This is a genomic window from Pseudomonas sp. Sample_14, from assembly GCF_004307515.1.
In the GTDB taxonomy this organism is placed as follows: domain Bacteria; phylum Pseudomonadota; class Gammaproteobacteria; order Pseudomonadales; family Pseudomonadaceae; genus Aquipseudomonas; species Aquipseudomonas atacamensis.
Window position 1 is genome coordinate 1 of the sequence record NZ_RCOC01000109.1, and the last position, 12,785, is coordinate 12,785.

Below are 12,785 nucleotides of genomic sequence, written 5' to 3' on the forward strand. Positions count from 1 at the left end.
GGGGCGAATTATAGACCTCTGGAATCTGCCGTCAACCGTTAATTTCGCTTTTCTTGCAGATTCTGCTTTTTACCCAGTAAACGCGGGATTCGCTTCGTCACCGGCGGCAGACGAAGCAGCAAAAGCACGCCACCTATAAAGGCATAAATCGCCCACTCCTCCAGATCAGCCCGGACGATCCACAGCATATGTAGCAAACCCAGCCCCAAAATCAGGTAAACCAAACGATGCAGCTTCTTCCAGCGAGCGCCCAAACGACGCTGACTATAACGATTGGACGTCACCGCCAGTATCAGCAATCCGAGAAAGCCCAGCGCACCAACAATAATGTAAGGCCGCTTGCGCAGCTCAACGCCCAACTGTGACCAATCGAACCCGAGGATAAACGCCATATAGCTGAACAGATGCAGCGTCACATAAGCAAAACACCAAAGCCCTAACTGCCGGCGCACTGCAATCCACCCCGCCCAGCCACTCAGCTTTTGCAACGGCGTCATGCTCAGCGTAATCAACAGCAACACCAGCGTGCCAAGCCCGAGACGATCAACCAGCACCTTGCCCGGATCAGGCCCGAGCAGATCGGCGAACGCTTGATAGAACCACAGCAATGGCCAGACCGCCGCAGCAATGAAAACGCCCACTCGCCAGAACGGATAACGCATCAGTAGTTCTTCCGCAGATCGAGCCCTGTATATAAAGAAGCGACTTCATCCGAGTAGCCGTTGAACATCTGCGTGTCGCGCACATTCGGTTTGAACAGGCTGTTCGGCAAGCGCCGCTCGCGCGCCTGGGTCCAGCGTGGATGGTCGACGGTAGGATTCACATTCGCGTAGAAGCCGTACTCATCGGCAGCAATGCTTTGCCAGGTGGTCTTCGGCTGCTCGCTGACCAGACTGATGCGCACAATGGATTTCACGCTTTTGAAGCCGTACTTCCAGGGCACCACCAGACGCAAAGGCGCGCCGTTCTGGTTCGGCAGTTCGCGTCCATACATGCCCACCGCCAGGATCGCCAAAGGATTCATCGCCTCATCGAGACGCAGGCCTTCGACATACGGCCAGTCGATCAAGGCAAAACCGGAACGCTGGCCGGGCATGCTCTTGGGATCCTGCAAGGTTTCGAAGCGGATGTACTTCGCTTTGGAAGTCGGTTCGACCTGCTTGAGCAAGGCCGAGATGGGAAAGCCGATCCAGGGAATGACCATCGACCACGCCTCGACGCAGCGCAGACGATAAATACGCTCCTCCAACTGATACGGTTTCATGAAGTCTTCCAGCGCATAACGCCCCGGCTTACCCACCTCCCCGTCAATCACCACGCTCCAGGGTTCGGTTTTCAGGTCGCCAGCGTTCCTCGCGGGATCGCCCTTGCCGGTACCGAACTCATAAAAGTTGTTGTAGTTCGTCGCGTCTTTATAAGGCGTGATCGCCTCGTCCTTGACGTTGACCGCCCCCCATTGAGTAGAAGGAAGCTTTTCGGCAAACCAGGCCGGAGCCTTGCCGGATTCGACATCAGAGTAGCGAGGGGCATCAGCGGCACTGGCCCAGCGTGGCAGGCTGCTCACGGCAATACCGGCAGCAGTGGCGCCGAGCAATTGGCGGCGGGAGAGATAAATGGCTTCAGGCGTGACATCCGACTCATGGCAGTCGGATGCTTTGGGGATCTTGATCAACATGACAACTCCGCAGCTTTGGAGGACAGGTGCACCCATAGACTGCGGAGTATGCGGGAAATTACATCACTCGGCGTTTTTGTGACGACGAAGACGCAACAGATATTGCACCGGACCGGACGCCGCATAGGCGAGGAACACCAGCAGCAGAATGCGCGGCGGATCGCTGAACACGACAGCGAATACCAGCACCACCGCGAGGATCGCCACGAACGGCACGCGACCTTTGAGATCCAGCTCCTTGAAGCTGTTGTACTTGATGTTGCTGACCATCAGCATGCCGGCCGCCGCCACCATCAAGGCCACCAGGAACGACATCTTCGAACCTTGGATGCCGTAATCGCTGAACGCCCAGACAATACCGGCCACCACACCTGCCGCCGCCGGGCTGGCCAGACCGATGAAGTAGCGTTTGTCCGCCGTGCCGACCTGGGTGTTGAAACGCGCCAGACGCAACGCCGCACCCGCTACATATATGAAGGCGACCATCCAGCCGACCTTGCCCATGTCTCCCAGCGCCCAGCCGAAGGCCAGCAATGCCGGCGCAACACCGAAGGCGACCATGTCCGACAGCGAGTCGTACTCGGCGCCGAAGGCACTTTGCGTATTGGTCATGCGCGCCACGCGACCGTCGAGGCCGTCGAGCACCATCGCGACGAAAATCGCGATCGCAGCGAAGGCGAAGTACTTGCTCGCATTCACCGAGTCGCCGGCGCTCAACGCGGCCTGGGCGCTCATCGAGTTGATGATGGAATAGAAGCCTGCGAACAGGTTGGCAGTAGTGAACAGGTTCGGCAGCAGATAGATACCACGATGCCGGACTTTACGACCTTCAGCGTCGTGCCCTTCTTCGATGTGTTCATCGATGGGCAGCAGGCTTTCGGCGTCGGAAGCCTTGTTCGGCTCTTCGGGACGTTCGCTCATGGACATTACCTTGCAACGGTTTGGAAAAAATTCGACAGAGGCTTGAGGACGACAGTTCGGCCACAAACGATGCAGCTTTATACCAGAAGCACCGGCCCAAACGAAAAAACGCGGCCAAGGCCGCGTTTTTCGCACAAGGAACGACGACTCAGTTCTTGGCTTTGTCGACGATCTTGTTGGCACCGATCCACGGCATCATGGAGCGCAGTTGCTCGCCGATGATTTCGATGCCGTGAGCGGCGTTGTTACGACGCTTGGCGGTCATCGAAGGGTAGCCGGTTGCGCCTTCGCTGATGAACATTTTGGCGTATTCGCCGTCCTGAATACGTTTCAGGGCGTTGCGCATGGCCTGACGGGATTCGGCGTTGATCACTTCCGGGCCAGTCACGTACTCGCCGTATTCGGCGTTGTTGGAGATCGAGTAGTTCATGTTGGCGATACCGCCTTCGTACATGAGGTCAACGATCAGCTTCAGTTCGTGCAAGCACTCGAAGTAGGCCATTTCCGGCGCGTAGCCAGCTTCAACCAGAGTTTCGAAACCGGCTTTCACCAGTTCAACGGTACCGCCACACAGAACGGCTTGTTCGCCGAACAGGTCGGTTTCGGTCTCGTCCTTGAAGGTGGTTTCGATGATGCCGGTACGACCGCCACCAACGCCAGCGGCGTAGGACAGTGCAACGTTTTTGGCGTTGCCCGAAGCGTCCTGGTAGATCGCGATCAGGTCAGGGATACCGCCGCCTTTGACGAACTCGGAACGCACGGTGTGGCCCGGGGCTTTCGGCGCGATCATGATTACGTCGAGGTCGGCACGCGGAACAACCTGGTTGTAGTGAATCGCGAAGCCGTGGGAGAAGGCCAGAGTGGCGCCTTTCTTGATGTTCGGCTCGATTTCGTTCTTGTACAGCGAGGACTGGAACTCGTCCGGGGTCAGGATCATGACCAGGTCGGCAGCGGCAACAGCGGAAGCAACGTCGGTCACTTTCAGGCCGTGAGCTTCGGCTTTGGCAACGGTGGCCGAACCTTTACGCAGACCGACGGTAACGTCGACACCGGAGTCTTTCAGGTTGCACGCCTGAGCGTGGCCCTGGGAGCCGTAACCGATGATGGCAACTTTCTTGCCCTGGATGATCGACAGGTCGCAGTCTTTATCGTAGAAAACTTTCATGAATTTCCCCTTATATCCGGCCGTTCAGGCCATGCGCTAATTTGGTTTAGATGCTGAGTACTTTGTCGCCGCGAGCAATGCCGGTCACGCCGCTACGGACGGTTTCCAGAATCGATGCGGTGCCGATGGACTGAATGAAGCTGTCGAGCTTGTCGCTGGTACCGGTCAATTGAACGGTATACACGCTGGCGCTGACGTCGACGATCTGCCCACGGTAGATATCGGTGGTGCGTTTGATCTCGGCGCGCTGGGCGCCAGTGGCCTTGACCTTGACCAGCATCAGTTCACGCTCGATGTGAGCGCTTTCCGACAGGTCCACCAGCTTGACCACTTCGATCAGCTTGTTCAGGTTTTTGGTGATCTGCTCGATCACTTCATCGTGGCCCACGGTGGTCAGCGTCAGACGCGACAGGGTCGGGTCTTCGGTCGGGGCCACGGTCAGGCTTTCGATGTTGTAGTTGCGCTGCGAGAACAGGCCGACTACGCGAGACAGAGCGCCGGGTTCGTTTTCCAGAAGCAGGGAAATAATGTGCCGCATGATTAAGTACGCTCCGTCTTGCTCAGCCACATATCGCGCATGGAGCCGTCTTTGATCTGCATCGGGTAGACATGCTCGCTGGTGTCGACCGCAACATCGATGATCACCAGGCGATCCTTCATGGCAAACGCTTCGGCCATCTTCGACTTCAAATCTTTCGATTCGGTGATGCGTACGCCAACGTGGCCGTAGGCTTCAGCCAGCTTGATGAAGTCGGGCAGCGATTCCATGTAGGAGTGCGAGTGACGGCTGCCGTAGCTCATGTCCTGCCACTGGCGAACCATGCCCAGCACACCGTTGTTGAGGATGACGATCTTCACCGGCAAGCCGTATTGCAGGCAGGTCGACAGCTCCTGGATGTTCATCTGGATACTGCCTTCGCCGGTGACGCAGGCAACGTCGTCGTCCGGGAAGCTCAGTTTGATGCCCATCGCGGCTGGCAGACCGAAGCCCATCGTGCCCAGGCCACCGGAGTTGATCCAGCGGTTCGGCTTGTTGAACGTGTAGTACTGCGCGGCAAACATCTGGTGCTGACCAACGTCGGAGGTCACAAAGGCGTCGCCCTTGGTCACTTCGCAGAGGGTTTCGATCACGGTCTGCGGCTTGATCTTGCTGCCGTCGCCCTTTTCATAAGGGAACAGGCCGCGATCACCGCGCCATTCATCCACCTGCTTCCACCAGCTCGCTACGGACTCCTTGTTCGGGGTCTCGCCGATTTCCTTGAGAATCGCGACCATTTCGGTCAGGACGCTCTCGACCGGACCCACGATTGGCACGTCGGCCTTGATGGTCTTGGAAATCGACGCCGGGTCGATGTCGATGTGGATGATCTTGGCGTTCGGGCAGAATTTCGCCGGGCCGTTGATCACCCGATCGTCGAAGCGTGCGCCCACTGCGAGGATCACGTCGGCATGGTGCATCGCCAGGTTCGCGGTGTAGCTGCCGTGCATACCCAGCATGCCGATGAACTGACGGTCAGTGCCAGGGAATGCGCCCAGACCCATCAAGGTGTTGGTCACCGGCAGGTTGAGCATTTTCGCCAGCTCGGTCAGTTGCGCAGAGCCATTGCCGAGGATTACACCGCCGCCGGAGTACAGTACCGGGCGCTTGGCCGCCAACAACATTTCCGCTGCTTTGCGGATCTGCCCGGAGTGACCGCGAACGGCCGGGCTGTAGGAACGCAGCTTGGCTTTCTTCGGGAAAACGTATTCGAACTTTTCGGCCGGGTTGGTCATGTCTTTCGGGATGTCGACAACAACCGGGCCCGGACGACCGGATTGCGCCAGGTAGAAGGCCTTCTTCATGACTTCCGGGATTTCCGAAGCGTGCTTGATCATGAAGCTGTGCTTCACGATCGGCCGGGAGATACCGATCATGTCGGTTTCCTGGAACGCGTCGGTGCCGACCATGGTGCTTGGCACCTGACCGGAAATGATCACCATTGGAATCGAGTCCATGTAGGCGGTGGCGATACCGGTGATGGCGTTTGTGGCGCCTGGACCGGAAGTCACCAATACCACGCCGGCTTTACCGGTGGCACGGGCGTAGCCGTCAGCCATATGGGTCGCCGCTTGTTCGTGACGAACCAGGATGTGGGTCACTTCCGGTTCTTTGAACAGGGCATCGTAAACATGCAGGAGAGCACCACCCGGGTACCCGTAGATATATTTGACGCCTTCGTCACGCAAAAAGCGGACGAGCATCTCACCGCCAGATAAAAGCTCCACGTTGTTCACCTCTAAAACGCCAGAATACCGTCCACAAAAAAGGGGCGGGTCTTAATAGGTTTACTTCTCGGCAGAGCATGAGCGACGGTGGTCGCCGACTACGTCAGCACTGACTGAGCAAGTATTGGGATCGTCCCAAGTGTTGCGGGCCTTTCCCACCCAGCGCGAGGTAACGCGTTGCGGGTGTAACAGGTCGGCGCGGATGTGCGCCTCATGATCTACCGAGTGGGTCTGCTTCTGGCAGTCCCTCTACAGCGGACTTTGGATTCTTCTGTTTCGCCCTCTGCAAGTCAAGTCGTCTGTGTGGTTAATTGTGGGTAAGCACATGAGAACGCAAGAAAAAACCTGAAAAGCGCTACTCTGTTAGCGTCAATTGCGCATTTTTGCCAAGGAATCAGCATGCGAACGCTCCTCCTCACTCTGCTGATCGGCCTCAGCCCATGGTGCTCGGCCGCTCAAATCTACAAATGGGTCGATGCCCAAGGCGTCACGCATTTCGATGCACAGCCGCCGCAGGGCCAACCGTCGACGACCGTACAGACGCCCTCCTCACCCGCACCGAAAGCTGCGCCAATGCCGGGCGGCGGCGTACTTGGCGATCAGAAAGCCATTGATGCCAAGGTGAAGAAACAGGTCGCCGAGCAGCAGGCGCAGCTCAAGGCATTTTGCGAACAGGCACGCACGAACCTGGCGCAACTGCAGAACAATCCGCGCTTGCGTGAGGAGGTCGAGGGGGATGTGCGCAGGCTCGACGATACACAGCGTCAGGAACGCATCGTCGAAGCGAAGAAGCAGATTGCCGAGAACTGCCAGTAGGCCTGGCAGTTCCCAGTTTAGTTCAGCGAGATGCAGTGATCAGCAGGTCGAACTCTTTGAGCAGCACCTGCAACTGCCGATCCTTGCCACCGAGGTTGCGCTGGGCAAAGACCATTTCCGCCATTTCCTGAATGCCCGAGGCGTTCGGCAGCGGCAGATCCTGTTCGAGGATCATCTTCATACGCGGCAGGAAGATCCATTGCAGCCATTGCTCGAAGTCCAGCGTGTCGACGGAAAACGGCTCGACACTGCTCAGCGCTTCGGCGGACGGCTCAACCTCATCCCACCAGCCCTGGGTGCGCAGCTCTCGTTCGATCAGCAACAGCTGATCGGCGATTTTCGGGAAGCGCACGTCCATTACAGGGAAACCTTGGCCTTCTGACGGGCCAGTGCGGCGCCGGCGGAATCGCCTTGTTTCTCACGAGACTGAGCGATGATTTCCCACAGGCTGGCTTGCAGGTCCGGACGACCGTTGGCCATGGTCAGCGCACGACGGGCAAATTGCTCGGCTTGCGGCGCATCGCCTTGGGCCATGCGCACCTGCGCCAAACGGTAAAGCACTTGTGGCTCACGGGGGGCGACACGTTGCGCCCGCTCCAGGCTGGAAGAAGCACCGTTGAGGTCGCCACCGGCCTGTTGCTGTTGCGCGGTGGTCAGCAAGGCGAGTACCGGACCGTCCAGTTGCTCATCCGCCGACAGGCCACCGCCACTGCTGGCCGAAGGAATGCCACTTGGCGTCGACGGCATGCTGTAGCTGCCGGAGTTGATCGGCGCCGACTCAACCGCCGATGGGTTGTACGGCCCCGACGTGATACCGCCGGATGCAGGCCCCGGGACGATCGGCGAAGAGCTGATCGGTGTCGACACCGCAGCACCACCACCCGGCACCATCACCACTACGCCGGTATCGCCTTGCGGAATCGCCTGAGTCTGGCCCCGCACCGGTCGCTTGACCGTGGTCTGGCGGAAACCGCCATTGGCGCCGATGCGCTCGCTGTTGGACACGGCCGTACCCGAATCCACTACCGGAATCGAACCACGCTGTACGGTGGAGCAGCCGCTGAGCAAAGCCACGGCGGTCACCGCTGGAATCAACCACTTGTTCACTTGAAACCCTCTTTGCTTAATTCATCCAGCCCTTGACCCAGTCCATCACCGATTCCGGCGAGGCAGGTGTTTCGCTTGCACACGCGGCGCCGGGTGGCGGCTCGCTGCCGCGAATATACGGCATCTGTACCGCGCCGGGGCAGTTGGCATCGGAGCCCTGGCCGGTGCGCGAATCGACCCAGGCCTGCACGACGTTGTCCGGCTGCGGCATGTCCAGCGGCAGCGGATCGGCCTTGCGCATGAAACTGGTCCAGACCTGCAACGCACCGCTGGCCCCGGTGAACGGCGTCTTGCCGTTGTCGTCGCGGCCGAGCCAGACCACTGCCAGCAGATCCTGACTGAAACCGGCGAACCAGCTGTCGCGCGAATCGTTACTGGTACCGGTCTTGCCCGCGAGGGTCAGGGTCTTGGGCAGCACGTTATAAACCGAACTGCCGGTACCTTCACGCATCACCCGCTGCATGGCGTTCTGGATCAGGTAAATCGAGGCAGGATCGAAGCGCTGTTCGATCTGGAACGGATAACGCTTGAGCGGCTCGCCCTCGGCGGTCAGCACGCTGCGAATGCCGCGCATCGGCGTATTGAAACCACCGTTGGCCAGCGTCTGATACATGGTCGCCACTTCGATCGGCGTCATGCCGCCGGCACCGAGCAGCATCGACGGGAACGCCGGGAACTCACGAGTGACGCCCAGGCGACCCACGGTCTTGAGCACATTCGGCACACCGACTTCCAGGCCCAGACGCGAGGTCGACAGGTTGTAGGAATGCGCCAGGCCCTGATAGAGGAACACCGTACCGTGGGAGCGGCGATCGTAGTTCTGCGGCTTCCACACCTGACCGTTGGCGCCCTTGACCGACAGCGGATCGTCCGACAGCCAACTGGTCAGCGTGTACTGGCTCGGCTTCTCGAGCGCGGTCAGATACACCGCCGGTTTGATCAAAGAACCAATCGGGCGCACCGCATCCAGTGCACGGTTGAACCCGGCGTAGCTGGCCTGACGGCTGCCGATCATCGCCTGGACTTCACCGGTTTCCGGGTTGGTCACGACCATCGCCGCTTCGACGTCATCCGAGCCCTTGCGCCCGGCCAGCCGCTTGAACGTGTCATTGACCGAGGCTTCGGCTTTCATCTGCAGAATCGGGTCGAAACTGGTAAAGATGCGCAGGCCTTCTTCGGTCAAGTCTTCGTCGCGGTAGTCTTCGCGCAACTGACGTTTGACCAGATCGATGAAGCCCGGGAACGAGCTGTCGGCGAGCTTGCCGCGAGTCGTCACGCCGAGCGGCATTTTCTTCGCCGCTTCGACCTGCTCGGGGGTTGCCACGCCTTGCTGCGCCAGCACGTCGAGGACCAGATTACGCCGCTCCAGCGCGCGTTCCGGGTTGCGACGCGGGTTGTAGTAGGACGGCCCCTTGACCATGCCGACCAGCAACGCCACTTGATGCAGTTTCAGTTCGGACAAAGGCTGGCCGAAGAAGAACTGGCTGGCCAGACCGAAACCGTGCACCGCACGCTGACCGTCCTGGCCGACAAAGACTTCGTTGAGGTAGGCCTCAAGGATTTCCTTCTTGTCGTAATGCAGTTCGAGCAGCAACGCCATCATCGCTTCGGTGAGCTTGCGGGTCAGGCTGCGTTCGCTGGTCAGGTAGAAGTTCTTCACCAACTGCTGGGTCAGCGTACTGCCGCCCTGGGTCATCTTGCCGCCGGAGGTGTTGATCCACACGGCGCGGGCGATCGATTTCGGCGACACACCCCAGTGACTGTAGAAGTCGCGGTCTTCCACAGCGATCAAGGTTTCGAGCAGGTACGGCGGCACCTGATCGAGTTTGATCAGGATGCGGTCTTCAAGATTTTTCGGGTAAATGCCGCCGATCATCAGCGGCTCGAGGCGCACCACCGACAGTTTCGAACCGTTGGTCGCGGACAGCTCGGCAACGTAATCGCCGGAGAAGCGCACGCGCACCGGCTGCGGCTTTTCCAGGCCTTCATAGAACTGGAAGCCACGGGTGTTCAGGTCAACCGTATTGCCGCTGACGGCGGCGGCGCCGGGGCCATTGCTCACGGCTTCGCGGCGATAGCCGAGGGCATCGAGTTCGGTGAGGAAATCGTCCTTGCTGAGCTTCTGTCCGACGAACAGCTCGAGCGGGCGCGCGTATACCTTGGCCGGGATGGTCCAGCGCTTGCCGGAGAACTTCTCCTGCACCACGGCATCGAGGTAAACGGCGAAGCCGGCCAGCACTACAAGGCCGACCAGGCTGAGTTTAATGGCCCAGCTCAACCATGGGCTGAGGCCCTTGGCTGGTGGTTTTTTCTTGGTACGGGGGGATCGGGATCGAGTCATGGCGGCGGATTATACGCACTTTATCGATCCTCAACAGGCACGCGCGGAGGTTTGCGTCAGGCGGGCAAGCAGCCATAATGGCCGCCTCGAATTCCCCCGCCTCTGAAGGATCGCCCGTGAGCCAGTCCCTGATCGCTGCCCTGCAAAACCCGGCCCTCTACCCGCATCCCGTCGAAGGGTTTCAGGTCATCGAAACCCACATTTCGTGGGTGATTCTCACCGGCCCCTTTGCCTATAAAGTGAAGAAGCCGGTGAATTTCGGCTTCCTCGACTTCACCAGCCTCGACGCCCGTGCGCATTTCTGCGCTGAAGAGCTGCGTCTGAACCAGCGTCTGACCGCTGATTTGTATCTGGACGTGTTGCCAATCACCGGCAGCGTCGAGGCACCGCAATTGGGCGGCGACGGCCCGGCTATCGAATACGTGCTGAAAATGCGCCAGTTCCCCCAGAGCGGCTTGCTCAGCACCCTGCAAGCCAATGGCGAACTGACCACTCAGCACATCGATGCGTTGGCCGAACAGATCGCCCATTTCCATCTCAACGCCCCGAAAGTCCCGGCCGAACACGACGCCGGCACGCCGGACAGCGTGATGGCGCCGGTCGCGCAAAACTTCGAGCAGATCCTGCCGTTCCTCAGCGACAAAAACGATTTGCTGCAACTTGAGGCATTGAAAGCCTGGGCCGAAAGCAGCTTCGAGCGCCTCAAGCCCCTGTTCGCCCAGCGCAAGTCACAAGGTTTCACCCGTGAATGCCACGGCGACATCCATTTGGGCAACGCCACGGTCATCGACGGCAATGTGGTGATCTTCGACTGCATCGAGTTCAACGAGCCATTCCGTTTCACTGATGTCTGGGCCGACACCGGCTTCCTCGCCATGGACCTGGAAGACCGTGGCCTGAAATCGCTCGCGCGTCGCCTCATCAGCCAGTACTTGGAACTGACCGGCGACTATGAGGGCCTGGAAGTGCTGAACTTCTATAAAGCCTACCGCGCGCTGGTGCGGGCCAAGGTGGCATTGTTCAGCATGCCGGCCGACGCGACTGCGGTGCAGCGCGCCACCACCCTGCGCCAGTACCGCAACTACGCCAACCTGGCGGAAAGCTACAGCACCATTCCTTCGCGCTTCATGGCCATTACCCACGGTGTTTCCGCAGTCGGCAAGAGCCATGTGGCCATGCGCCTGGTCGAAGCGCTGGGCGCGATTCGCCTGCGTTCCGATGTCGAACGCAAGCGCCTGTTTGGTGAGCAGACCGTTGCCAACGATGTGCAGGCCGGCATTTACAGCGCCGATGCCAGCACCGCGACCTACGCACGCCTGCATGAAATCGCCGAGGTGATCCTGCACGCCGGGTTCCCGGTGGTCATCGACGCGACTTACCTCAAGCGTGAACAGCGCGACAACGCGGCGAAGATTGCCGAAGCCACCGGCACGCCGTTCCTGATCCTCGACTGCAACGCCCCGCAAGCGGTAATCGAGAGCTGGCTGGCGATGCGTCAGGCCGACCAGAAGGATCCGTCCGACGCCACCCTGGCAGTGATCGAAGCTCAGCAGGCCAATCGCGAAGCGCTGACCCCGGAGGAGATTCTGCGCAGCAAACGCGTGCAGACCAATGAATCCGGCACGCTGGACACCGTGGTCGCGCAGATCCGTCAGCGCCTGCCAGGTCTGTAAAAAACTATTTCGGCCGTGAAGCCCACGCTCGCTTCACGGCCGGCAAATAGTGGCACTATACTGGCGTCATAAAACCAACAGGTGATCTGACATGAGCCAGCCAAAACTGCTCGACACTCCGCTTTACGCCCTGCTGCACAAAGACGACATCGCAGGCTTCAACAAGGAACGCCCACTGGATGGCCCGATCGACATGGTCGGCGGCGATTTCCGTGGTCTCGACCTGCGCGAGCTGAACGCCGACGGCGTGGATTTCCGCGATGCGTACTTCCGCTCCGCCGACCTGCGCGGCATCGACTTCCGCAAGGCTTCGCTCGAAGGCGCCAGCCTGGCCCATGCGCAGATTTCCGGGGCGTACTTTCCGCCGGAGCTGAGTGCTGACGAGATTCTGATGTCGATGAATTTCGGCACGCGGTTGCGCTATCGCACCCGCTGAAATCTGGAAATCTTCCTGACGCCACGCCTTTCCCCTGTGGGAGCGAGCCTGCTCGCGAAGGCGTAGTGTCAGCTGATGTCGATTGTGTCTGATACGCCCTCTTCGCGAGCAGGCTCGCTCCCACATTGTTAACGCCTAACTCGCTTCCCTCTGCGTTCGCAGGTCCTTTACCCCCCTTTCTTAGAAGCTTTTGCGTCGAATCCGACCAAACAACCACGCTTTTCCTACTGATGGCTACACTGCTGAGAAGCTCGCCCACGCACCATTCGGCCGTCGCAAGGAGGCTTGATGAATGATGAACTGCAACACCTGAAAAATCTTGGCAAGACATCGGCGCAATGGCTGCATGCCGTGGGCATCCACAGCGCCTCGGACTTGCGTCGCCT

At 59.5% G+C, this 12,785-nt stretch carries 13 protein-coding genes; 4 read left to right on the plus strand and 9 right to left on the minus strand.

Annotated elements, in window-relative coordinates; genetic code table 11:
* Positions 1 to 38: 38 nt before the first annotated feature.
* The 6 genes from msrQ to D8U61_RS27455 all read right to left on the minus strand — a co-directional run bounded on the left by msrQ (position 39) and on the right by D8U61_RS27455 (position 6,026).
* Positions 39 to 662, minus strand: coding sequence for a protein-methionine-sulfoxide reductase heme-binding subunit MsrQ (msrQ, locus tag D8U61_RS27430; RefSeq protein ID WP_130928038.1), 624 nt, complete (start codon positions 660 to 662; stop codon positions 39 to 41).
* On the minus strand, positions 662 to 1,675 hold the full coding sequence (gene msrP, locus D8U61_RS27435; RefSeq protein ID WP_024014317.1) for a protein-methionine-sulfoxide reductase catalytic subunit MsrP: 1,014 nt from the start codon (positions 1,673 to 1,675) through the stop codon (positions 662 to 664). The genes msrQ and msrP overlap by 1 nt, the downstream gene beginning before the upstream one ends.
* 63 nt (positions 1,676 to 1,738) lie before the next feature.
* Positions 1,739 to 2,596, minus strand: a complete 858-nt coding sequence (gene pssA, locus D8U61_RS27440; RefSeq protein ID WP_016773182.1) for a CDP-diacylglycerol--serine O-phosphatidyltransferase — start codon at positions 2,594 to 2,596, stop codon at positions 1,739 to 1,741.
* Positions 2,597 to 2,744: 148 nt separating this feature from the next.
* Positions 2,745 to 3,761, minus strand: a complete 1,017-nt coding sequence (gene ilvC / locus D8U61_RS27445; RefSeq protein WP_003228216.1) for a ketol-acid reductoisomerase — start codon at positions 3,759 to 3,761, stop codon at positions 2,745 to 2,747.
* 46 nt (positions 3,762 to 3,807) lie between these two features.
* Positions 3,808 to 4,299 (minus strand): acetolactate synthase small subunit, encoded by a 492-nt coding sequence (gene ilvN / locus D8U61_RS27450; RefSeq protein WP_003176102.1) that lies wholly within the window; start codon positions 4,297 to 4,299, stop codon positions 3,808 to 3,810.
* 2 nt (positions 4,300 to 4,301) lie between these two features.
* On the minus strand, positions 4,302 to 6,026 hold the full coding sequence (locus D8U61_RS27455; protein WP_039761986.1) for an acetolactate synthase 3 large subunit: 1,725 nt from the start codon (positions 6,024 to 6,026) through the stop codon (positions 4,302 to 4,304).
* Between the two features lie 399 nt (positions 6,027 to 6,425).
* Here D8U61_RS27455 and D8U61_RS27460 point away from each other — a divergent pair, with 399 nt between their 5' ends.
* Positions 6,426 to 6,842: a DUF4124 domain-containing protein gene (locus D8U61_RS27460; protein WP_024014319.1), complete on the plus strand. Its 417-nt coding sequence runs from the start codon at positions 6,426 to 6,428 to the stop codon at positions 6,840 to 6,842.
* Between the two features lie 22 nt (positions 6,843 to 6,864).
* On the opposite strand, the gene D8U61_RS27465 is transcribed toward D8U61_RS27460, so the two are convergent.
* Genes D8U61_RS27465 through mrcB form a run of 3 tightly spaced genes read right to left on the minus strand, consistent with a single transcriptional unit; the run spans position 6,865 to position 10,290 of the window.
* Positions 6,865 to 7,200 (minus strand): YqcC family protein, encoded by a 336-nt coding sequence (locus D8U61_RS27465; protein ID WP_016773180.1) that lies wholly within the window; start codon positions 7,198 to 7,200, stop codon positions 6,865 to 6,867.
* A complete protein-coding gene (locus D8U61_RS27470) occupies positions 7,200 to 7,949 on the minus strand; it encodes a hypothetical protein (protein WP_130928039.1) in 750 nt (249 codons plus the stop codon). The genes D8U61_RS27465 and D8U61_RS27470 overlap by 1 nt, the downstream gene beginning before the upstream one ends.
* Positions 7,950 to 7,965: 16 nt before the next feature.
* Positions 7,966 to 10,290: a penicillin-binding protein 1B gene (mrcB, locus tag D8U61_RS27475; RefSeq protein WP_130928040.1), complete on the minus strand. Its 2,325-nt coding sequence runs from the start codon at positions 10,288 to 10,290 to the stop codon at positions 7,966 to 7,968.
* Positions 10,291 to 10,406: 116 nt separating this feature from the next.
* Here mrcB and D8U61_RS27480 point away from each other — a divergent pair, with 116 nt between their 5' ends.
* The 3 genes from D8U61_RS27480 to D8U61_RS27490 form a co-directional block, all read left to right on the plus strand.
* Positions 10,407 to 11,963 (plus strand): bifunctional aminoglycoside phosphotransferase/ATP-binding protein, encoded by a 1,557-nt coding sequence (locus tag D8U61_RS27480; protein WP_130928041.1) that lies wholly within the window; start codon positions 10,407 to 10,409, stop codon positions 11,961 to 11,963.
* Positions 11,964 to 12,054: 91 nt separating this feature from the next.
* On the plus strand, positions 12,055 to 12,399 hold the full coding sequence (locus tag D8U61_RS27485) for a pentapeptide repeat-containing protein (RefSeq protein WP_016773176.1): 345 nt from the start codon (positions 12,055 to 12,057) through the stop codon (positions 12,397 to 12,399).
* A 288-nt stretch (positions 12,400 to 12,687) separates the two neighbouring features.
* The coding region (locus tag D8U61_RS27490; protein ID WP_177433379.1) for a TfoX/Sxy family DNA transformation protein at positions 12,688 to 12,785 on the plus strand (98 nt) is incomplete at its 3' end.